Here is a 20,358-nt window from a genome sequence, read left to right as displayed (position 1 = left end):
ACCATATTCCGCACCAGATCTTCTGGAAAGACCTGGAGCTGCGCTACCAGGGCTGCAACGACGTGTTTGCGCGTGCGGCCGGCCTGCGCTCGCGCGAGGAGGTGGCGGGCAAGAGCGATTTCGATTTCCCCTGGTCGCACAATGCGGAGCGTATCCGCGCCGAGGACCGCCAGATCATCAGCAGCGGCGAGCCCTCCCTGAACCGCGAAGATCATCTGCCGTTCGCGGATGGCTCGCTGCACTGGTTCCTGATCAACAAACTGCCGCTGCATGATGTAGCGGGAAATACCATCGGCGTGCTGGGTACGATCGAAGACATCACCGAGCGCAAGCAGGTGGAACGCGCGCTGCAGCTGCACGACCGCGCGCTCGATGCCAGTTCCAGCGCGATCGCCATCACGGCCGTTGGCGAAGATCTGGACACCATTGAGTACGCCAACACGGCGTTGTTCCAGTTATGCGGCTACAGCCCGGAAGAGGTGCGCGGACGCAGCCTGGAACAGTTGTTGACGAATGACGGCGACGACAGCAAGGCTGCGGTGCACGACGCCATGCGCGCCCAGTCCGACGTGACGCTGATGGTGCACGCCCAGCATCGCGACGGTTCGCTGTACTGGGCGCAATTGCGTGTGGCGCCAGTGCGCAGCCCCACGGGTGAAGTCAGCCACCGCGTTTGCGTGCTGACGGATATGACGTCCACCATGGACTATCAGGCCCAGCTCGAATACCAGGCCAGCCATGACGCATTGACCGGGCTGCCGAACCGCAATCTGTGCGCCGACCGGCTGGCGCAAGCCATCGGCTACGCCCAGCGTTACGCGCATACCGTATGGGTCGTTTTCCTTGACCTGGACAACTTCAAGCTGGTCAACGATAACCTGGGCCACGCGGCGGGCGATGAGCTGCTGTGCACCGTGGCAGGCCGTCTGCGCGCATCCGTGCGCGAGACGGACACCGTGGCAAGGCTGGGCGGCGACGAATTCGTTCTGGTGCTGCTGACCGGCACCCAGACTGCGCCGCCGCAGACCATGCTGCAGCACCTGTTGTCCGTTGTGTCGGAGCCGGTGCAACTGGCAGGGCAGGAAGTGGCCGTCAGCTGCTCGATGGGGGTGAGCGTATTCCCTGCCGATGGCACGGACGCCCAGCTCCTGATGCGCCACGCGGACATTGCGATGTACCGCGCCAAGGAAGCGGGCCGCAACCAGTTGCAGTTTTACGAGGCCGCCATGCATGCGCGGGTGGTGGAGCGGGCCGTGATCGAGGGCGAGCTGCGCGGCGCGCTGGCGCGTAACGAATTCTTCCTGCAATACCAGCCCAAGGCCGGCGTGGATACCGGCGAAATCATGGGCGTGGAAGCCTTGATCCGCTGGCGCCATCCAACGCTTGGCCTGGTGTCGCCGGCCCGTTTCATCGGCGTGGCGGAAGAAACGGGCCTGATCGTGGATATCGGCCGCTGGGTGATCCACACTGCCTGCGCGCAGAACCGCGCCTGGCTGGACGCGGGCTTGCCGCCGGTGCGGGTGGCGGTCAACGTGTCGGCACGGCAGTTCCGCGACAAGGGACTGGTCGATGAAGTGGTAGCGGCGCTGCAGGAAACCGGCCTGCAGGCCAGCAGCCTCGAACTGGAACTGACCGAGAGCATGATGATGCACGACGCCGAATCGGCCGTGGCGACCATCCGCCGCCTGAAGGCCGTCGGCGTGAGCTTGGCCATCGACGATTTCGGCACCGGCTATTCCAGCCTGGCTTATCTGAAGCTGTTCCCCATTGATTACCTCAAGATCGACCAGAGCTTCGTGCGCGAGATGCTGGGCGCGCCAGCCGTGGCGGCCATCGTGCGCAGCGTGATTGCGCTGGGCCACAGTCTGGACTTCCGCGTGGTGGCCGAGGGTGTCGAAACGGAAGCCCAGCTGTCTTATCTGCGGCGCTTCGGCTGCGATGAGGCGCAGGGCTATTTCCTCAGCCGCCCGGTCGATGCCGACGCTCTCGCCGCGCTGCTGGCCAAGGAATCGCTGCATGCGGCGCGGCCTGCCGCCACTGCATCCAGCGGCACTTTGCTGCTGCTGGATGACGAGCCGAATATCGTGTCTGCCTTAACCCGGCTGCTGCGGCGCGACGGTTATCAGATCCTCACTGCCAACACGGCGGAAGAGGCTTTTGCCCATCTGGCCTTGCACGAGGTGCAGGTGGTCATCAGCGACCAGCGCATGCCGTCCATGAACGGCACCGAATTCCTCAGTCGCGTGAAGAAGCTGTATCCAGGCACGGTGCGCATCATCCTGTCCGGCTACACGGAGCTGGATACGGTGCTGAACGCCATCAACCGCGGGGAAATCTACCGGTTCTACACCAAGCCCTGGGACGACCAGACCTTGCGCGAGAATGTGCGCGAAGCCTTCCGCTACCACAGCCTGATGCGCGGTGCATCGCTTTCCGAGCTTACGTACTGAGCTTCTGCTTCAGGAAATCGACGGTGCGCTGCCAGGCCAGCGTGGCAGCCGCTTCGTCGTAGCGCGGCGTGGTGTCGTTATTGAAGCCATGCTCGGTGCCGGGGTAGACGAAGTGTTCGTATTTGACGTGCGCGGCTTTCAATGCGGCCTCGTAGGCGGGCCAGCCGGCCAGGATGCGCGTGTCCTTTTCGGCATCGTGGATCAGCAGCGGCGCCTTGATTTTTACCGCCTCGCCGGCGGGCGGCTGGCTGCCGTAGAAAGGCACGGCGGCTGCGAGGTCCGGTACTACCGTGGCCAGGTAGTTCGCAATGCCGCCGCCGTAACAGAAGCCGACCACGCCCACCTTGCCATTGGCGGCCGGATGGGCTTTCAGGATCTGAACGGCGGTGACGAAATCGGCGCGGGTCTTGGTCTGGTCCAGTTTGGGGAACAGTTCGCGCGCCTTGTCTTCGTCGCCGGGATAGCCGCCCAGCGGGAACAGGGCATCCGGCGCAAACGCCAGGAAGCCATCCAGGGCAAGGCGGCGGGCGATGTCTTCGATATGCGGATTCAGGCCGCGGTTCTCATGCACCACCAGCACGGCGGGCAGCTTGCCGGTGGGCGCCGCGGGCTGCGCCAGATAGCCGCGCAGCTTGCCGTAGCCTTGCGGCGATGGGAACTCCACATAGCTGGCCTTGATGCGCGCATCGGTGGGCGCGACCTGTTGCGCGGCAAAGCTAGGTGACAGGGCTGCCAGCAGACTGGCGCCCGTGGCGCCGGCCACCGCATAGCGCGCAGCGGAGGAGATGAAATCGCGCCGGCTCAACTGGCCATGCACGTATTGGTCGAACAGCTTCAGAACTTCCGGATCAAAGTCTTTTGCGGTCAGGCGTGCCATCCAATTCTCCTATCCTTGAGCCAGTGCGGAAAAACAGTCGAGCAGGGTGCGTGCGCGGAAGGGCTTGAGTATAACGCGGTTCACGCCGCGCTCGCGCAGCGCGGCCAGCAGCGTGCCGTCGCACTGTTCGGCCAGCACCGCGACCGGAATGGTGGCCTTGCTCAGCGTGCGGCCCTGGCGTAGCTGGTCAAGCAGGGACAGGTCATGCCCGCCGCCCGCATCGATGGCGATCACGGCGCCGTCAAACTTCTGGTGGCGCAGCAGCTCGCGCGCCATGGTCACGCTGGCCGCTTCGTGGATATGCGCCATCCCCAGCGAGCGGGCGGTCATGGCCACGGTCCGGCGCAGCATGGTTTCAGGTTCCACCAGCAGCATATTCTGTTCAGCCATTGCCACCCTCCAGTTCCTGCATCAGCAGTCCGCGCAAGGTGGACAGGATGGCCAGCTCCACATCGTCGAACTGGCGCGGTTTGGTGTCGATCACGCACAAGGTGCCCAGCGCATAGTCGTCGCGCTGGATCAGCGGGGCGCCCGCGTAGAAGCGGATGTGCGGCCAGTCCGTTACCAGCGGGTTGTCGGCAAAGCGCGGATCTTGCAGCGCATCCGGGATCACCATGATGTCGTTGCGCATGATGGCGTGGCCGCAGAAGGAGATATCGCGGCCGGTCTGGCACACCTCGCCCAGGCCGACGGCGGCCTTGAACCACTGGCGGTCGCTGTCGATCAGGGAGATCAGGGCAATAGGGACGTCGAACTCGCGGGCCGCGAATTCCACGATCTTGTCGAAGCGCTCCTCACGAGGAGTGTCCAGCAGCAGGGCCGCATACAGGGCCGCGATGCGCCCGGCTTCGTTTTCAGGAGTGGGGGCAGGGATCATGTGAGCAATGTAGCATGAGCTGGTTAAAGAATGGCGCTTACACTTTTTTACTCCCGTTTCAATTGGATTTCTGGCAAGATTCCCCGCAACGCAATAATAAAGAGGGAATGCATGCAAAAGCTGGGCATCTGGCTCAAGCGGATCGGGCTGGGCATACTGGTTGTCCTGCTGCTGGCGCTGTTGGGGTTGTGGTTCTTCCTGCGCGGCAGCCTGGCCGAACTGGATGGCAGGCGCAATGTCGCAAGCCTGAGCGGCACGGTCACCGTGGCGCGGGATGCGCTCGGCGTGCCGACCGTGTCCGGCGGCGACCGCGACGACGTGGCCTACGCCACCGGCTTTGTGCATGCCCAGGACCGCTTCTTCCAGATGGATTTGCTGCGCCGCGTCGCGGCTGGTGAACTGGCCGAACTGTTCGGCGAAAAGGCCCTTGGGGTCGACAAGGCGCATCGGCTGCACCGCTTCCGCGCGCGCGCTTCACTGGCCCTGCTTGGACTGCCGCAGTCTGAGCGCCTTCTGCTGGAACGCTATACGGCGGGCGTCAACGATGGCTTGAATGCGCTCGGCACCCGTCCCTTCGAGTACGGCCTGGTGGGCGTGGCGCCGCGCGCCTGGCTGCCGGAAGACTCGCTGCTGGTGGCATGGGCCATGTATTTCGATCTGCAAGGCGGCCAGGGTTCGCGCGAGCTGTCGCGCGGCTGGATGAAGGAACACACCACGCCGGAACAACTGGCCTTCCTGCTGCCCGAATCCACGCAATGGGATGCGCCACTGGATGCGGCCAGCGTGCCCGCACCGGCCGCGCCCATTCCAGCCGAAGCCCCCGCATGGTGGGGCCAGAACGTGCCGAAAGATCCGGTGCAGATTGCCATGATCGATTTCGTCGACGGCGTGGGCAGCAATAACTGGGCGGTGGCGGGCAGCCGCAGCGCCAATGGCGGCGCCATCGTGTCCGACGATATGCACCTGGGGATCAAGCTGCCGAATACCTGGTACCGCATGCAGCTGCACATCCCCGGCGACAATGGCGGCACGCGCCGCGTGATCGGCGTAACTCTGCCCGGCGTTCCGGCCATTGTGGCGGGCAGCAATGGCCATGTGGCCTGGGGCTTCACCAACAGTTATGGCGACTACATGGACTTTGTGCCAGTGGCAGAGGACTCTGCCCATCCCGGCAAGGTGCAAGTCGCCGGTGGCTGGGAAACGCCGGCCGTGCATGTTGAAAGCATTCTGGTGAAAGGCGCGCCAGCCGTCCACCTGGCGGTGCGTGAAACCTCGCAGGGCCCGATCATGGAAGGCAAGGGCAAGCCCTATGCCGTGCATTGGGTGGCGCACGAGCTGCAAGCCGTGAACATGAATTTGCGCCGCATGGAGCTGGTCACTTCGCTGGACCAGGCTTTGGCGCTGGCGCCGACGGTCGGCATCCCGGCCCAGAATATGGTGGCGGGCGACGCCAGCGGCAATATCGGCTGGACGATTGCCGGTCCGCTGGTACGCCGCGCGAAAGGCGGCGCCGATCCAACTTTCCCGCTGCAAGGCGGGACGGGCGGTTGGCAAGGCCTACTGCCGGCGAAGGAGTATCCGGTGCAGCGCAGCCCGGCCACTGGCCAGTTGGTCACGGCAAATAACCAGCAGTTACTGGGCGCCGGCGCCGAGCTGATAGGCGATGGCGGCTTCGATCTTGGTGCGCGCGCGCATCAAGCGCGCGACAGCCTGACCGCGCTGGGACCGAAAACCAATGAGCAGGGCGTCTACAGCGTGATGCTGGACGACCGCGCCATCTTCATGGGCAAGTGGCGCGACCGTGCCCTGGCCGTGCTGGATGATCAGGCCGTGGCAGGCAATCCGCAGCGCGCCGAACTGGCGCGGCTGCTGAAGAACAGCTGGTCCGGCCATGCCAGCGTGGACGCGGTGGGCTACCGTGCGGCACGCGCCTTCATGTGGTCGATGTACGAAGTGCTGTACGGCGGCGCCAATGCGGATATGGGGCGCTTCGATGGCGATGCGGCAGCGGCTTCGCGGCGCTGGCCGGCCGTGGTGGCGCGGCTGCTGGACGAACAGCCTGCAGGCTGGCTGCCGAAACAATACCCGGACTGGAAGGCTTTGCAGCTGGCGGCCATCGACCGCGCCATCGCCAACCTGTCCAGGGATGGCAAACCGCTGGCGGCCCATTCCTGGGGCGAGCGTAATACGGCGGCCATGGCGCATCCGATTGCCGGTTCGCTGGGGCCGCTGCGCAAGTGGCTGTCCGTGCCAGCCGACCAGTTGCCTGGTGATAGCAATATGCCGCGCGTGGCCGGTCCGAATTTCGGCCAGTCCGAGCGCATGACAGTCACGCCGGGCAAGGAGGAACAGGGCTTGTTCAATATGCCGGGCGGGCAGAGTGGCCATCCTTTGTCGCCGTTCTTCCTGGCCGGACATGAGGATTGGGTTGCCGGACGTCCTGAACCGTTGCTGCCTGGTCCCGCGCGCCACATGCTCACGTTCACGAAGTAGTTCCGTACGCTTCTTTTGGGTGCATAATGGTGTTTCGCGTCAGAACTCCATGGATGAGGCAAGCATGATCAACGATTTCGCGACAGCTTCCCGGGCGACCCTGCAGTTCCTGCGCCAGCGCCTGGGATTCAAATTATGGATGGTCACCCGCACCGACGGGGATAACTGGGTGGTCCTGTTTTCGGACGATCACGGTTATGGCGTCCAGCCCGGTAAGTCCTATGGTTGGGCCGAGTCGCTGTGCGCTCGCATGGTGGAAGGCCAGGGCCCGAATATCGCGCCCGATGTGAAGAAAGAGGCGGCTTATGCAGCCGCCCCGATCACTGGTGAAATGCAGATTGGCGCCTATGTCGGCGTGCCGCTGCGCCGTGCCGACGGTACGCTGTTCGGCACCTTGTGCGCCATCGATCCCGAGCCGCAGCCGGAACGCATCCGCGAGGACCAGGACATRGTGAAGCTGATGGCCGATCTGCTGGGCGGCTTGCTGGAAGCCGAATTGAATGCGACCGAGGCTTTGCGCAAGGCCGAACGGGCCGACGTCGATGCGACGCGCGATGAACTCACCGGCCTGTACAACCGCCGCGGCTGGGACTTGCTGGTGGCGCGTGAAGAAGAGCGCTGCAGCCGCTACGGCCATCAGGCTTGCGTGGTATCGATCGATCTCGACGATCTCAAGTTCTACAACGATACGCAAGGCTATGCCTCCGGCGATGCGCTGCTGATCCGCTGCAGCAAGGCGCTGAAGGATGTCACCCGCGGTTCCGACGTGGTAGCGCGCATGGGCGGCGATGAATTTGCGATGCTGATGGTGGAATGCGATTACTTCGATGCCCAGGCCATGCTGCTGCGTGTGCAGGAAACCCTGGCGGGCTATGACGTGCGTGCTTCGCTGGGGATGGCGATGCGCAAGGCGGGTTACGATCTGGAAGAGGCACTGGCGATTGYCGATGCCGAGATGTACCGCGCCAAGCGCACGCGCAAGGTCCTGAATTAATTCACTACGACGGCGGCCGGCAGGACCGCCGTTTTCTCGGTGCGCGGCAGTCCGAAGCAGGGACGCAGCAGCGGTACGCGGCGCACAATCTCGAAGATGCCGAAGCTGGTGGTGGTGGTCAGCACGACCAGCACCAGGTATTCGATCGCCGGTGCGATATGCGCCACTTTCAGGCTATGCGCGAAGCATACGATCAGCGTCTGGTGCAGGATATAGATCGGGAACACGGCTTCGGTCAGGTAGCGGCGTTTGGCGCTGTCGAAGTTGAGATGGCGGCGTCCGAAGCCGCAGACGGCGACGATGGCGCTCCACTGACACAGGGCGTAGACGGTGCGCATGGTGTTCAGGGCGTCCTGCATGCTTTCCGGCAGCGAGTAGTAGCAGACGAAACATGCCCAGCATGCGAAGGCGATGCCCAGGGCGGGGAAGCGGGCACGTTCTGTGGCTTCCCAGAATTGCGGCTGCTTGGCCAGCAGGGCGCCCATCATGAAGATACTGAAGTAGCCGGCGTGCATGGCCCAGTCATGAATCAGGTCGTGGGTGGTGTCGAAGATCGGCATCAGCGTCATGCGAATCACGGCCAGCAGGGCGGCAGGCAGGACGATCAGGCGCCAGCCGGTCAGCAGCTTCGCCAGCGCTTCACCGCCACGTTTGGTGCCGACGACAGCCAGGATCATGGTGTAGGCCCACAGATAGGGCAGGAACCAGAGGTGGTTCCAGGTGGGGATGGTCAGGCAACCATCCTTATTGCAGAAGCCGTGGTAGCCGGTCACGTAGAGATGCATGAAATCGCTGAAGCTGCCGGCGTAGTTGAGCTTTTCGACCACTTCGAAATACGACTGCGGCGGCACGATGAAGAACATGCCGAACACCAGCGGCACCAGCAGGCGGAAGCTGCGCTGGCGGGCGAATTGTGTTGTGCCAAGTTTGTCCAGCAAGTGGCAGGCGGCCACGCCGGATACCAGGAATAGCAGGGTCATGCGCCAGGGCGAGGACAGCATCATCAGCGGTTCGATGGCGTCGCTGGCATTGGGACTTTTAACGTGCCAGCCCCAGGTGACGTAATACATACCGGTGTGGAAGAGGATCAGCAGGAAGAAGGCGATGATGCGAATCCAGTCCAGGAAATACAGTCTCTTGTTGTGCATGGCGGTGGTCCTCAGGTTGGTGATGTGACCAGCGTACCGGCGGGCGGTTCGCCACGCGAGCGATATGGGGTGAGTGGGGCGTGCCGTGGGGCGAGTCGGCGGCCAGAGGCGCTAGCCGAGGGCGGACAGCAGATCCTGGCGGAACTGGCGGCTCAGCGGGGCGCGGGCGCCGCCGCGTAGCAGGACTTCGCCGTCGCCCTTGGGCGAGGCTTCGATGCGGTCGATCCACGCCAGTTGCACGGCAGCGCGGCGGTGGCAGCGCTGAAAGGCCGGGCCCAGCGTGTCGAGCAGGTTGCCCAGCGTTTGACGCAGCAGCGGGGCGCTGGTGGCGGTGTGCAGGACCACGTAGTTGTCGGCAGTCTCCAGCCACTGGATGTCGTCGACACGCACAATGCGCGTGGTGCCGCGCTCGGTGACCATCAGCTGCTGCGGCGGCGGCCAGGCAGGCGATACTGGCGGCACGGCATTTGCGAGCGGCACGGCTGTGGCATGCGCTCCGGACGCGTCCGGGGCGGCGGCGCGGCGCGCGGCCAGGCGTTCGCGCAGGCGCTGCAGGGCGCGTCGCAGGCGCGCCTGGTCGAAGGGCTTGAGCAGGTAATCGATCGCATTGGCGTCGAACGCCTTGATTGCGTATTCGTCGAAGGCGGTGGCGAACACCAGCAACGGTGCGGGGTCGGGCAGGGAGGCGGCAACTTCCAGGCCGCTCACCTCGGGCATTTGCACGTCCAGAAAGATGGCGTCGGGCGCGAAGGCTGCCACTTGTTCGATGGCTTCCACCCCGTCACGTGCTTCGCCGATGGCCGTGATGTCGGATTCAGTCTCCAGCAGGCGGCGCAGCTTGTCGCGCGCCGGGCGTTCATCGTCGACGATCAGGACGCGCATGGAATCCTCATCTCAGCGCGCACCCCCGCCGGTTCGAGCTGGCTCAGCTCCAGCGTAGCAAGGCCGCCATACAGCGCTTCCAGGCGCTCGCGGATATTGCGCAAGCCAACTCCGCTCGCGCCGTTGAGCACCGCCGCAGCCTCCGCACCGCCGCTTGACGCGCAAAAGCGTTCTGCAGACGTGGACGTGCCGGCCGCCGCAGACGCGGACGCGCCCGCAGCCGCAGACGYGGAAATCGTCGTACCTGAGCGCGCGCTGGCCGGGGACGGCGTGCCCGGGGCCGCGGGCGCGGGTGGGGTGGCGGGCAGGTGGCCGGCATCGTCGCTGATGGCGAGGACGAGGCGGGGGCCTTCGCGGCGGGCGATGATGGTGATGCGGGTCAGGCCGCGGCGGCGTTCGACGGTGTGTTTGAAGACGTTTTCGAGAAGAGGCTGCAGGCTCATGACCGGTACGTGGCAGTCGCTCAGTTCCTCGTCAATCGCCCAGGCAATGGAAATCCGGTCGACGAAGCGCTCCTCCATCAGCCGTGCATAACCGCGCAGCAAACGCAGTTCGGTGGACAACGGCGCAGTCTGCTCGCCGCTGACCTCGAGCGTAGCGCGCAGCATGTCGGACAGCTGAATCAGCGTCGCATCGGCACGCGCCACGTCGGTATGCATCAGCGAGGAAATCGTGTTCAGCGCGTTGAAGAGAAAATGCGGCTGGATCTGCTGCGTCAGCTGCTGCAGCTGCGCGGCGCGCAGCAGGGCGTTGGTGCGCTCCGCACGGACAAAGGACAACACGCCAAACGTGACCAGCGTGAACAGCGTCACGAAGACCGAGATCTTCACGTCTTCATAGAAGTATGTCTGCAGCCACGGCTCGTGATAATACGTCCGGCCCATCAGCGCATACACGCCATGGCGGATGCCAAACGCCATCGGCATGAAGAGCGCCCACCACATTAACAGCCACGGCGCCTGCCGCGCGAACCAGCGCCATGGCGTGGCAACCAGATGATCGTAACGGGCCGTGAAGTAGCGCTGCGCCCCCAGCAGCAAGGTGGCGACCAGCAGCGATGAGCATTCCCATAAAATCGGCTGCCACAAATCTCCGCGGTCGTGCCGGACGAAATCCTGCACCGCCGTAGCGACCATCATGGCCCAGAACAGCAGCCAGGCGACGACCAGCGAGAGGCGGGCGCGGTTCAGCATCAGCGGTGGCGCGCTTCGACCAGGTCGATCTCGCGCACGATCTTGCGCGCGATCTCGTCCGAAATATGGTACTGGCGCGCCAGTTCGAAGATGGCCTGGCGCTCCGCCTTGATGGCGGCCAGGCGCAGCTTGCGTTCCGCCTTGTCCAGCTTGCGGTAGTGGGCCGCGCTGTCGTCCTCATCCTGGCTGGCGACGTTCAGGCGGTGCTCATACAGCGACATCACGCGCGCCGCCGCTTGCGGATAGCAGTCCGGATCATCCGAATGCGGCATCAGATCCAGCTGCGCCTTCTCGATGGCGGCAATGGCCGCCGTCGCCGCCGCGCGGCGCGCCAGGTCTTCCTGCTGGCGGTCAGCCGGCTCTTCGGGGAAGCTCATGCCGCCCAGCAGGCGCGGCAAGCCTACCCCCGCCATCACCAGCGATAGCAGGATCACCGTGCTGGCCAGCAGAATCGTCAGATCGCGTGCCGGGAAGTCCTGGCCATTGGGTAGCGTCAGCGGCAGGGTCATCACACCGGCCAGCGTGATCGCACCGCGTGCACCGGCCAGCGAAGTCGCCAGCAGCAGGCGCCAATGCGGACGCACGGTGGCCGACGGATCATTCTTGTTGCGGCGGTACAGGGTGATGCGCAAAGTCGCCCACACCCATACAAAGCGCAGAATCAGCAGGCCCGCACTGATCACGAAAGCGTAATAAACCAGCCACCAGCGGCTTTCGTGGCCGACTTCCTCGATCGAATCGCCGGCGCCGCGCAGGATATCGGGTAGCTGCTCGCCAAGCAGCACGAACATCACGCCGTGCAGCGCGAACTGCATGGTGTCCCACACGGCGGTGCGCTGGATGCGGGTGGCCGCCAGCGCCTGGCCGTTCAGCTCCACGAAGCTCATGGTGATGCCCGCCGCCACAGCCGCGAGAATCGGCGAAGCGTGCACGAACTCGGCCAGCATGTAAGCGCCAAACGGAATCAGCAGGCTGATAAGAATCGGCGAACCGGCCGGCTCGCCGAAGCGTGCCGTCAGATGGCCCTGGAAGTGGCTGACCACCCAGGTCACGCCGACGCCGATGGCAATACCGGCAATCGCCAGCCAGGCGAAGGTCAGCGAGGCCTCCGCGATGGAGAAGGTGCCGGTTGCCGCGGCGGCCACGGCGAAACGGAAGCACACCAGGCCACTCGCATCGTTCAGCAGGGCCTCGCCTTCGAGGATGTGCATCAGACGTTTGGGCATCGGCGCGCGCGACTTCAGCGCGGAGATGGCCACCGGATCGGTCGGTGATACCACCGCCGCCAGTGCGAACGCCACCGGCAGCGGCATGGCGGGAATCATCAGGTGGATCAGGTAGCCCGCGCCCAGCACCGTGAATAGCACCAGGCCGAAAGCCAGTTCGAGGATCACGACGCGGTCGCGCACCAGTCCACTATTGGGAATGCGCCAGCCATCCAGGAACAGCAGCGGCGGCAGGAAGAGCAGGAAGAACAGCTCGGGATCGAGCTGGATACCGTGGCCGGTGAACGTAGAGATAATGGCGCCCAGGCCGATCTGGGCCAGCGGCAGCGGGATCGAGATGGGCAGCACGCGGACCAGGTAAGCGCTGGCGATCACCGCCAGCAGCATGGTCAGAACAATTTCAATGGAATCCATCGGACCATTATAGTAGGAAACATTGCTAATCCTGCCAGTGTGCAAGGGACTGGTTTTTTTGAAATGCTTCTGTCATAATTGCGTCTCTTCTGCGGGAATAGCTCAGTTGGTAGAGCGCAACCTTGCCAAGGTTGAGGTCGAGAGTTCGAGACTCTTTTCCCGCTCCAGAATTCCAGAAAAGGACGCCCCGTGCGTCCTTTTTGCGTTGGGCCGTTGTATCCGCCCCTCAGTCCGCCGAATTCGTGTGTAATCCCCGTTATACTGCCGAAACATTCTTCAAATTGGAGTCAGCAACATGAATTCCGTTCAACAAGAAGTTGACGAGCGTAGCAACCTTACAAACTCCAATAAATTCGAACTGCTGCTGTTCCGCCTCGGCGCGGACGACAAGGGCGAGCATTCGGAACTGTATGGCATCAACGTGTTCAAGATCCGCGAGATCGTGGCCATGCCGCAGGTTACCGCAGTCGCCGGTTCGCAGCCACACATGTTGGGCGTGGTGAATCTGCGCGGCCAGATCATTCCCGTGATGGACCTGCCATCGATCGTTGGCGTGAAGCCGAAGACGGGCCTGAACATCATGCTGGTGACCGAGTTCGCGCGCACCACCCAGGCCTTCGCGGTCGAGTCGGTGGACGAGATCGTGCGTCTGGACTGGAGCCAGGTGCTGAGCGCCGAAGGCAGCAACGCGGGCGGCATGGTGACCAGCATCGCGCGCCTGGATGGCGACACCCACACCACACGCCTGGCACAGGTGCTGGACGTGGAAACCATCCTGCGCAAGATGATGCCGGCCGAAAGCGAAGAGATCAACGAAGAATCCGTCGGCAAGCTGCCGCTGAAACCGGGCACCATGATTCTGGCCGCCGACGATTCCGTGGTCGCGCGCAACCTGATCGAGCGCGGCCTGGAAGCCATGGGCGCGCCGTACGTGATGCTGAAGACCGGCAAGGAAGCCTGGGAAAAACTGCAAGCCATCGCTGAAGGCTGCAAGGCTGAAGGCATCCCCGTCGAAGACCGGGTAGCGCTGGTGCTGACTGACCTGGAAATGCCGGAGATGGACGGCTTCACGCTGACCCGGCTGGTCAAGCAGGACGCCCGCTTCAGCAAGATCCCGGTGGTGATTCACTCATCGCTGTCGGGCAAGACCAACGAAGACCACGTACGCGGCGTTGGCGCCGATGCTTACGTGGCCAAGTTCGTTGCCGAAGACCTGGCCGGGACCATCCGCAAAGTATTGGTCAAGTAGTCAGGTAGGGCGGATGTAGTCAGGTAGGGCGGATCATTGATCCGCCGACTTCAGCTGCCGGCTATGGAATCGCACATGGTCGGCAATGAAGCTTGAGATGAAGTAGTAGCCGTGGTCATAAGCCGCGTGCCGCCGCAGTTCCAGCGGCTGCCCGGCCTTGTGGCAAGCCYCCTCGAACATTTCCGGATACAGCTGCTCCTGCAGGAATTTGTCGGCCATGCCCTGGTCGATCAGAATCCCCTGCGGGAACGGGGCCGTTTCCGCGCGCGCCATCAGGATGCTGGCATCGTGCCTGGCCCATTGCGCGGCGTCTTCTCCCAGATAACCCTTGAATGCGTTCTGTCCCCATGGGCACAAGGTTGGCGCAGCGATGGGCGCGAACGCCGACACGCTGCGGAACAGGTCCGGCCGGCGCAGAGCCAGCGTCAGCGCGCCGTGGCCACCCATCGAGTGGCCGAAGATGCCGATGCGATTGCCGTCAATCGGCAGTTCATCGACAACCAATGCGCGCAGCTCGTGGATATAGCTCTCCATGCGGTAGTGGTTGCGCCATGGCTCCTGCGTCGCGTCCAGATAGAAACCCGCGCCGGCGCCGAAGTCCCAGTCCTTGCTTTCGTTTTCAATGCCGGTGCCGCGCGGGCTGGTGTCCGGCGAAACCAGGATGATGCCTTCCTCGGCGGCGAAGCGCTGCGCCCCGGCCTTGGTCGGGAAAGTCTCTTCCGTGCAGGTCAGGCCTGCCAGATAGAAGAGGGCAGGCAGGCGCTGGCCCTGGGCCTGCGCGGGAATGTAGACGGAGAAGCGCATCGGCAGTCCGATGGCCTCCGAATCGTGTTTGTAGAAGCGCTGGATGCCGCCGAAACAGGCATGCTCGCTGATCATTTCCATTTTTGTGTTCTCCTCAATGCGTGCGCCGGTTCTTGCGCACGACGGCAATCAGAATCAGAGCATACGATACCAGCCGGATCAGGTAGAGCTGGGGCACRTCTTCGCTGGTCAGTTTAAAAGCATGGCCGATCACGCGCTCAAGCGCCATCAGCCCGAACGACAGCGCGAAGTACAGAAAGAAGCGGTCGCCGGTACTGCGCCAGTAGCGCAGGAAAAACAGGCCGATGGTCAACGAGGCCATGATGATGGCGCCGGACAGCAAACTATTCACGTGCATCAATCATCCTCCCAGACCAGGCCATACAACAAGGGTAGCAGCGACACCAGCGTGACGCACAGGCGCAGCGTCGCCAGGTCCTGGTCGGGCAGGAACAGGCGGTCCGCCACCAGCAGCACATTGCTGATGAACAGCCCGGTGAAACACAGGCCGCTCCACAGCAGCAGGCGTTGCCGTGAACGGGAGAAGGCGCGCAGCAGCAGCGCGGCGCAGGCCAGGGCTGTGATGGCGCAAAGCGTATAGGTGAGGGCGGACATTGTCATTCATCCTTTCGCCAGATGAAGGCGTCGGCAAAGAGCCGTGCCTTGCGATTGCTCTTCGAATGAACCAGGGTGCTGACTTCGATCAGGTTGCGGGAATAAACATCCACCAGCCGCCGCAGCAGCTCTGCCAGGTCTGGCGAGGCTGGATCGTAAAGCCACCTGCCGTCCGCATCCTGCCGCGCGATGCCGCCGGCGCGCAGCTGATTGAGCAGGACGGCCGCACGCTTGTCGTCCAGGTACAGACGTTGTGCGAGCCGTGGCGCATCCCATGCGGCGCCGGGATTGGCCGACATGAGCGTGATCGCTTCCAGATAAGGTACGGATGGCACGCACTGCAAGATGAAGCGGCGCACATCGTCTGGAATGGTGGAGGAGTCCACGATTATTGCAGTCCCGGCACTGGTTGTGAAAGGCGTCAATATAACCCAATCATTCAGAAAAGGTGTTTTCGATTGGAAAGAAGTGCGACATGATTTTTCAATCTGCAATATAGTGCGGGGCGGAGGTAATACATGCCCGATATTTTGATCATCTCTTCCGAGCTTGCATGGCCCCTCGCTGTGCTGCTCGCCTGGTTGGCTGGTGAGTTCGTGCACCGCTGGACTGGCGTACCGCGCATCAGCGTGTACGGCCTGGCCGGCTTCCTTGGTGCGCAAGCCTTGCCGGACCTGTTTGCGACCGACAGCGGTACGCCAGTCACCATGCTGGCCAATGTCGCCTTCGGTTTAATTCTGTTTGAGTTTGGCTATCGCGTGAACCTGCGCTGGCTGCGCGTGAATCCGTGGATTGCCATCAGTGGTCTGGTTGAATCCTGCGCCACCTTTGGCGTGGTTTATTTCATCTCCCACCTGCAGGGCATGCCGCCGTTGACGGCGCTGCTGCTGGCGTCGCTGGCCATGTCCAGCTCGCCGGCCGGTGTGCTGCGCGTGATTAACGAGGAGCGCAGCTCCGGCCAGGTGACGGAGCGTGTACTGCACCTGGTCGCCATGAATTCCGTGCTGGCCGTGTTCGTATTTAAAGTGATTGTCGGCTTCTGGGTGTTCCAGACTTCCGGTAGCTTGACGCAGGCCGCCTCGCACAGCCTGATCGAACTGGTGGCTTCGGCCTTGCTGGGTGCGATCTTCGGCATGCTGGTGCCGGCCGTGCTGCGCGGCCTTGGCACGCTGGCGCGCGACGGCACGGTCGCCTTTGCACTGGTGGTGATGCTGCTGGTGTCTATTACGCATGCGGCCGACCTGTCGCCGGTGCTGGCCACCTTGACCTTTGGCCTGACGGCGCGCCATCGCCGCGTTTCGTTCGCGCGCACCCAGCGCAACTTCGGCGCGATTGGCGAAGTGCTGACCGTGCTGCTGTTCGTGTTTGCGGTGTCCACGCTGGATTGGGACCGCGTGCTGAGCGGTGCGGCGCTGGGCCTGATTCTGCTGGCGGCGCGCTTTGTGGTGAAGACTGCGGCGGTGGCGGTGTTCGCCCATGTGGGCGGCATCTCGTGGCGCAAGGGCGCGCTGATCGGCGTGGCGATGTCGCCCATGTCGGTGTTCGTGATCCTGCTACTGGAACAAACCAAGTATATGGGCATTGTGCTGGTCGATGAGCTGTCCGCGCTGGCCGCGATGACGCTGTTCATGGAAGTGATCGGCCCCATCATCACGCAGCGCGCGCTGATCTGGGCCCGCGAGACGGCAAAGGAGGAAGACTGATGCCCTTGGAACCATTCAAACAATCGCAGCGCCTGACCATGGGCGTTGAGCTGGAGCTGCAGCTGGTCAGCCTGTCCGACTACGACCTGACCGGCGCCAGCCCGGACCTGCTGCACCTGCTGGAGCGTAAGCCCTTCCCCGGCCACGTGACGCCGGAAATCACCGAGAGCATGATCGAGATTAACTCGGACGTGCACACCAAACATAATGAGCTGGTGGCGCAGTTGCAGCTGACGCGCGACACCCTGGTGCAGGCAGCCGATACGCTGAACATCGGCATCTGCGGCGGGGGCACCCATCCGTTCCAGAAATGGCGCGAGCGCCGTATCTTCTCCAAGCCGCGCTTCAAGGAAGTATCGGCGCTGTATGGCTATCTGGCCAAGCAGTTCACCATCTTCGGCCAGCACGTGCACATCGGCTGCGGCAATGGCGACGATGCGTTGTTCCTGCTGCATTCGCTGAGCCGCTACGTGCCGCACTTCATCGCGCTGTCCGCATCCTCACCCTATGTGCAGGGCGCCGATACGCTGTTCAATTCGGCGCGCCTGAATTCCGTGTTCGCCTTCCCGATGTCGGGCCGCGCGCCGTTCCTGCTGAGCTGGGACGAGTTCGAGCACAGCTACTTCTCGAAGATGGAGCACACGGGGGTGATCAAGTCGATGAAGGACTTTTACTGGGACATCCGCCCCAAGCCCGAATACGGCACCATCGAGCTGCGGGTATGCGACACGCCGCTGACCGTGGAGCGGGCGGCGGCGCTGGCCTGCTATCTGCAAGCCCTGTGCGCCTATCTGCTGGACCGGCGCGAGGCGCCGCCGGTGGAAGACGACTACCTGGTCTACAACTACAACCGTTTCCAGGCGTGCCGCTTTGGCCTGGATGGCACCGTGGTCCATCCCAAGACTTACGAAAGCCTGTCGCTGCGCGAAGATATCCTGACCACACTGCGGCGCATGGACCAATACGCGGAAAACCTGGGTGGCAGCGCGGCACTGAATCATCTGGTGCAAGTCACTCATACGGGCAGCGACGCGCATTATCTGCGCGACCAGTTCAACGCCAGCGGCAGCGTGGAGGGCGTAGTGGATGCGGCCCTGAGCCGTTTCCGTGGGAGCATCATGTAATTAAGTGTAAATTTTGACAACAACTCTCCGCCGGGTGTAAAATTTACCGACAGCTCTGTTCGTGCGCGAACGGAAGGGCCATCAAGAAGCCCATAAGCTGGTGGTAGGTTCGAAGGAGAGGTTTATGGAAGTCGAAACGAAAAGCCTGTCGGTCAGGCTGCCGGATTCCGTTGATGAAGACGATAATCCAAGGCGTGGCGACCGGCTGAATGTGTACGTCAATGCCCGTTATGAAGCCGAACCGGAAAAGCCGGAATTGCCGTCGGTGACATTGGGTAAATTGCGCAAGCTGCGCAAACGCGCCCGGGCCAAACCCGCCTAGGCGGCGGTTTCAGAACCGCGTCTCCCTCGCCACGCGCAGGAAATTGTCGAGAATGGCGGTGCAGTCCAGTAGTTCCACCCCTCCTGCGCGGTGGAACTCGGGGTGCCATTGCAGGCCCATGACGAATGGCGCCTTGCGGTAGCGGATCGCCTCGATCATCTTGTCGGGATAGGACAGGGCTTCGATCTGCATGTCCTTGCCCAGCGATTTCACGGCCTGATGGTGGATCGAGTTGACCAGCCCGCGCTCCTGGCCCCGGAACATGGAAGCCAGCGACGATCCCTCCGGGAAGGTGACCTCATGCCGGTGCCGGTCGTACAGATCGGACACGTGCTCGTGCGCGTCCGGCACATCGGTCGCAATATCCTGGTACAGCGTGCCGCCGAACGCCACATTGATCAGCTGGCAGCCGCGGCAAATGCCCAGCACGGGCTTGCCCGCTTCCACGAATTCATGCAGCAGTTCCAGCTCGTACATATCGCGCGCCCGGTCGCCGCTCCATTCCGGCCGCGTAGGCGCTTCCGCATAGCTGGTGGGCGAAACGTCGGCCCCGCCTTGCAGCACCAGCCCATCGAGGTGCTTGGCATAGTCGCGCAGGCGGATATTGGAAGGGTGGAGCAAGCCTTCCGTGTTCACGGTGGGCACCATGAATACCAGCACATCGCGCGACATCACCCACTGCGCGATGGACTCCTCCAGATATTGCAGATTCTTGCTGCGCAGGCCCGTGGCGCCCGGCTCCGGATGGTAGATGCGGGCCGAGATGCCGATGCGCAGGGGGCGTTGCATCACGTGCCGGGTGGCCTTGGCGGCAATGCGCTGGTAGCGTGCCTTGAGGACGCGCCACCAAAGGCTCCATATCGTTTCGCCGGGATCGAGATAGCGCGGCGTATCCTCCTTGCGGCGATGGTGTTCGCGGTCGCTGGCACGCCGGTCCTGGCGGCGCGGCTCGTGATCTCCTGTGCTCATTTTTATGGCTCCTTAGGCTTATCGTTTTACCATAGGATGAGATGCCGGGTCGCCCGATTATCGGTTAGACTTTCAATTTCAGCTATCTTTATAAACGATACTTATATGTCCCTCAGCAGTGACGATGGCCGCACCCGCAATATGCCGCAACTGGCGCCGAGCCATCTTCCGTTCCCCGTGGTGGGATTGGGCGCATCCGCCGGCGGTTTGCCGGCGCTGATCAAGTTTCTGGAAAATATGCCTGCCGATAATGGCATGGCATTCGTGGTGATCCTGCATCTCTCGCCCAAGCATCAGAGTTCGGCCGACAACGTGCTGCAGCGCGCGACCAAAATGCCGGTGATCCAGGTGACGGGCAGCGTGGCGATCGAGCGGGAACACGTGTACGTGATCCCGCCCAACAAGCATATGTCGATGAACGACGGTGTGCTGACCCTGAGCGACCTGGAAAAACCGCATGGACAGCACATTGCCATCGATGTGTTCTTCCGCACCCTGGCCGAAGTGCACCGCGAGCGCGCGATTGCCGTGGTGCTTTCCGGCACAGGCTCGGATGGCGCCGTAGGACTGGAGCGTATCAAGGAGCAGGGCGGCCTGACGCTGGCCCAGGACCCGGCAGACGCCGAGCATGAGGGCATGCCCAGCGCCGCCATCGCCACCGAAATGGTGGACTTCGTGCTGCCGGTCACCGAGATTCCGAAAAAGCTGATCGAGCTGTGGAGCACCGCCCGCCAGATCCACCTGCCTGACGTCGGCGACGGCGAACGCAGTGTGTCCGCCGAACCGGTGGACGAAGCGCGCCACAACGATGAGGAAGCCTTGCAGCGCGTGATCACCATGCTGTACGCGAACACCGGGCATGACTTCCGTCACTACAAGCGCGCCACGGTGCTGCGCCGCATCGAGCGCCGCCTGCAGGTGCGCGGTGTGACTTCGCTGCCGGAATACTGCGTGCTGCTGGAAAAGGAGCAGGGCGAATTCAAGGCGCTGTTGCAGGATATGCTGATCGGCGTCACCA

General features: G+C 63.2%; 20 protein-coding genes and 1 tRNA gene. 9 read left to right on the top strand and 12 right to left on the bottom strand.

The window, feature by feature from the left end:
* A partial coding sequence (locus AB4Z11_RS02695) for an EAL domain-containing protein (RefSeq protein ID WP_442022663.1) occupies window positions 1-2,450 on the top strand: 2,450 nt, incomplete at its 5' end.
* On the opposite strand, the gene AB4Z11_RS02690 is transcribed toward AB4Z11_RS02695, so the two are convergent.
* The 3 genes from AB4Z11_RS02690 to AB4Z11_RS02680 are packed head-to-tail and all read right to left on the bottom strand — an operon-like array spanning window position 2,440 to window position 4,204.
* Window positions 2,440-3,327 carry a dienelactone hydrolase family protein gene (locus tag AB4Z11_RS02690; RefSeq protein WP_442022662.1) on the bottom strand — a complete coding sequence of 296 codons (888 nt, stop codon included), beginning with the start codon at window positions 3,325-3,327 and terminating at the stop codon, window positions 2,440-2,442. The genes AB4Z11_RS02695 and AB4Z11_RS02690 overlap by 11 nt on opposite strands.
* 9 nt (window positions 3,328-3,336) lie before the next feature.
* Entirely contained in the window at window positions 3,337-3,717 is a 381-nt protein-coding gene (locus tag AB4Z11_RS02685) for a response regulator (RefSeq protein WP_442022661.1), read from the bottom strand.
* Window positions 3,710-4,204: a GAF domain-containing protein gene (locus tag AB4Z11_RS02680; protein WP_442022660.1), complete on the bottom strand. Its 495-nt coding sequence runs from the start codon at window positions 4,202-4,204 to the stop codon at window positions 3,710-3,712. Before AB4Z11_RS02680 ends, AB4Z11_RS02685 begins: the two co-directional genes overlap by 8 nt.
* 111 nt (window positions 4,205-4,315) lie before the next feature.
* On the opposite strand from AB4Z11_RS02680, the gene AB4Z11_RS02675 reads away from it, so the two are divergent.
* Both AB4Z11_RS02675 and AB4Z11_RS02670 read left to right on the top strand, forming a co-directional pair.
* A complete protein-coding gene (locus AB4Z11_RS02675; RefSeq protein WP_442022659.1) occupies window positions 4,316-6,697 on the top strand; it encodes a penicillin acylase family protein in 2,382 nt (793 codons plus the stop codon).
* 64 nt (window positions 6,698-6,761) lie between these two features.
* Entirely contained in the window at window positions 6,762-7,691 is a 930-nt protein-coding gene (locus AB4Z11_RS02670; protein WP_442022658.1) for a sensor domain-containing diguanylate cyclase, read from the top strand.
* Here AB4Z11_RS02670 and AB4Z11_RS02665 read toward each other — a convergent pair.
* The 4 genes from AB4Z11_RS02665 to AB4Z11_RS02650 form a co-directional block, all read right to left on the bottom strand.
* Entirely contained in the window at window positions 7,688-8,839 is a 1,152-nt protein-coding gene (locus tag AB4Z11_RS02665; protein ID WP_442022657.1) for an acyltransferase family protein, read from the bottom strand. The genes AB4Z11_RS02670 and AB4Z11_RS02665 overlap by 4 nt on opposite strands.
* A gap of 111 nt (window positions 8,840-8,950) precedes the next feature.
* Window positions 8,951-9,721, bottom strand: coding sequence for a LytR/AlgR family response regulator transcription factor (locus AB4Z11_RS02660; protein WP_442022656.1), 771 nt, complete (start codon window positions 9,719-9,721; stop codon window positions 8,951-8,953).
* Window positions 9,709-10,914, bottom strand: coding sequence for a sensor histidine kinase (locus tag AB4Z11_RS02655; RefSeq protein ID WP_442022655.1), 1,206 nt, complete (start codon window positions 10,912-10,914; stop codon window positions 9,709-9,711). The genes AB4Z11_RS02660 and AB4Z11_RS02655 overlap by 13 nt, the downstream gene beginning before the upstream one ends.
* The gene (locus AB4Z11_RS02650) at window positions 10,914-12,554 is read right to left on the bottom strand and encodes a Na+/H+ antiporter (protein WP_442022654.1); all 1,641 of its coding nucleotides are present in this window, start codon (window positions 12,552-12,554) and stop codon (window positions 10,914-10,916) included. Before AB4Z11_RS02650 ends, AB4Z11_RS02655 begins: the two co-directional genes overlap by 1 nt.
* Window positions 12,555-12,645: 91 nt before the next feature.
* Here AB4Z11_RS02650 and AB4Z11_RS02645 point away from each other — a divergent pair.
* Together AB4Z11_RS02645 and AB4Z11_RS02640 are read left to right on the top strand one after the other, a co-directional pair.
* Window positions 12,646-12,721 (top strand) — tRNA-Gly (locus AB4Z11_RS02645).
* Window positions 12,722-12,849: 128 nt separating this feature from the next.
* Complete coding sequence (locus tag AB4Z11_RS02640) at window positions 12,850-13,803, top strand: chemotaxis protein (RefSeq protein ID WP_442022653.1); 954 nt, start codon at window positions 12,850-12,852, stop codon at window positions 13,801-13,803.
* Between the two features lie 33 nt (window positions 13,804-13,836).
* Here AB4Z11_RS02640 and fghA read toward each other — a convergent pair whose 3' ends face one another.
* From fghA to AB4Z11_RS02620, 4 genes are read right to left on the bottom strand one after another with little or no spacing between them, the layout of a single operon-like run.
* Window positions 13,837-14,688 (bottom strand): S-formylglutathione hydrolase, encoded by an 852-nt coding sequence (gene fghA, locus AB4Z11_RS02635; protein WP_442022652.1) that lies wholly within the window; start codon window positions 14,686-14,688, stop codon window positions 13,837-13,839.
* A gap of 13 nt (window positions 14,689-14,701) precedes the next feature.
* Complete coding sequence (locus AB4Z11_RS02630) at window positions 14,702-14,965, bottom strand: DUF5985 family protein (protein WP_442022651.1); 264 nt, start codon at window positions 14,963-14,965, stop codon at window positions 14,702-14,704.
* Window positions 14,965-15,222: a DUF5985 family protein gene (locus AB4Z11_RS02625; protein ID WP_442022650.1), complete on the bottom strand. Its 258-nt coding sequence runs from the start codon at window positions 15,220-15,222 to the stop codon at window positions 14,965-14,967. Before AB4Z11_RS02625 ends, AB4Z11_RS02630 begins: the two co-directional genes overlap by 1 nt.
* A 2-nt stretch (window positions 15,223-15,224) precedes the next feature.
* Window positions 15,225-15,608 (bottom strand): hypothetical protein, encoded by a 384-nt coding sequence (locus tag AB4Z11_RS02620; RefSeq protein ID WP_442022649.1) that lies wholly within the window; start codon window positions 15,606-15,608, stop codon window positions 15,225-15,227.
* Between the two features lie 132 nt (window positions 15,609-15,740).
* Between AB4Z11_RS02620 and AB4Z11_RS02615 the strand changes: the two genes are divergently transcribed.
* The 3 genes from AB4Z11_RS02615 to AB4Z11_RS02605 all read left to right on the top strand — a co-directional run bounded on the left by AB4Z11_RS02615 (window position 15,741) and on the right by AB4Z11_RS02605 (window position 18,371).
* Window positions 15,741-16,925 carry a cation:proton antiporter gene (locus AB4Z11_RS02615; RefSeq protein WP_442022647.1) on the top strand — a complete coding sequence of 395 codons (1,185 nt, stop codon included), beginning with the start codon at window positions 15,741-15,743 and terminating at the stop codon, window positions 16,923-16,925.
* A complete protein-coding gene (locus AB4Z11_RS02610; protein ID WP_442022645.1) occupies window positions 16,925-18,049 on the top strand; it encodes a YbdK family carboxylate-amine ligase in 1,125 nt (374 codons plus the stop codon). The genes AB4Z11_RS02615 and AB4Z11_RS02610 overlap by 1 nt, the downstream gene beginning before the upstream one ends.
* A 124-nt stretch (window positions 18,050-18,173) precedes the next feature.
* Complete coding sequence (locus AB4Z11_RS02605; RefSeq protein WP_442022643.1) at window positions 18,174-18,371, top strand: hypothetical protein; 198 nt, start codon at window positions 18,174-18,176, stop codon at window positions 18,369-18,371.
* A gap of 9 nt (window positions 18,372-18,380) precedes the next feature.
* Here AB4Z11_RS02605 and AB4Z11_RS02600 read toward each other — a convergent pair whose 3' ends face one another.
* Window positions 18,381-19,340, bottom strand: coding sequence for a gamma-glutamyl-gamma-aminobutyrate hydrolase family protein (locus AB4Z11_RS02600; protein ID WP_442022641.1), 960 nt, complete (start codon window positions 19,338-19,340; stop codon window positions 18,381-18,383).
* A gap of 105 nt (window positions 19,341-19,445) precedes the next feature.
* Between AB4Z11_RS02600 and AB4Z11_RS02595 the strand changes: the two genes are divergently transcribed.
* On the top strand, window positions 19,446-20,358 hold a 913-nt coding region (locus AB4Z11_RS02595; protein ID WP_442022639.1), incomplete at its 3' end, for a chemotaxis protein CheB.

Origin of the sequence: Pseudoduganella sp. RAF53_2 (genome assembly GCF_052113985.1) — a bacterium.
Classification (GTDB): Bacteria; Pseudomonadota; Gammaproteobacteria; order Burkholderiales; family Burkholderiaceae_D; genus Rugamonas.
Note: the sequence above shows the minus strand (reverse complement) of the source record. Positions and strands in the feature narration are given on the sequence as shown.

Excerpts from the sequence above, each read along its gene's own strand:
- AB4Z11_RS02650 (WP_442022654.1), bottom strand. The coding sequence starts at position 12,554 with ATGGATTCCATTGAAATTGTTCTGACCATGCTGCTGGCGGTGATCGCC.
- AB4Z11_RS02690 (WP_442022662.1), bottom strand. The coding sequence starts at position 3,327 with ATGGCACGCCTGACCGCAAAAGACTTTGATCCGGAAGTTCTGAAGCTG.
- AB4Z11_RS02665 (WP_442022657.1), bottom strand. The coding sequence starts at position 8,839 with ATGCACAACAAGAGACTGTATTTCCTGGACTGGATTCGCATCATCGCC.
- AB4Z11_RS02605 (WP_442022643.1), top strand. The coding sequence starts at position 18,174 with ATGGAAGTCGAAACGAAAAGCCTGTCGGTCAGGCTGCCGGATTCCGTT.
- AB4Z11_RS02600 (WP_442022641.1), bottom strand. The coding sequence starts at position 19,340 with ATGAGCACAGGAGATCACGAGCCGCGCCGCCAGGACCGGCGTGCCAGC.
- AB4Z11_RS02680 (WP_442022660.1), bottom strand. The coding sequence starts at position 4,204 with ATGATCCCTGCCCCCACTCCTGAAAACGAAGCCGGGCGCATCGCGGCC.
- AB4Z11_RS02685 (WP_442022661.1), bottom strand. The coding sequence starts at position 3,717 with ATGGCTGAACAGAATATGCTGCTGGTGGAACCTGAAACCATGCTGCGC.
- AB4Z11_RS02610 (WP_442022645.1), top strand. The coding sequence starts at position 16,925 with ATGCCCTTGGAACCATTCAAACAATCGCAGCGCCTGACCATGGGCGTT.
- AB4Z11_RS02625 (WP_442022650.1), bottom strand. The coding sequence starts at position 15,222 with ATGTCCGCCCTCACCTATACGCTTTGCGCCATCACAGCCCTGGCCTGC.
- AB4Z11_RS02615 (WP_442022647.1), top strand. The coding sequence starts at position 15,741 with ATGCCCGATATTTTGATCATCTCTTCCGAGCTTGCATGGCCCCTCGCT.
- AB4Z11_RS02640 (WP_442022653.1), top strand. The coding sequence starts at position 12,850 with ATGAATTCCGTTCAACAAGAAGTTGACGAGCGTAGCAACCTTACAAAC.
- AB4Z11_RS02675 (WP_442022659.1), top strand. The coding sequence starts at position 4,316 with ATGCAAAAGCTGGGCATCTGGCTCAAGCGGATCGGGCTGGGCATACTG.
- AB4Z11_RS02660 (WP_442022656.1), bottom strand. The coding sequence starts at position 9,721 with ATGCGCGTCCTGATCGTCGACGATGAACGCCCGGCGCGCGACAAGCTG.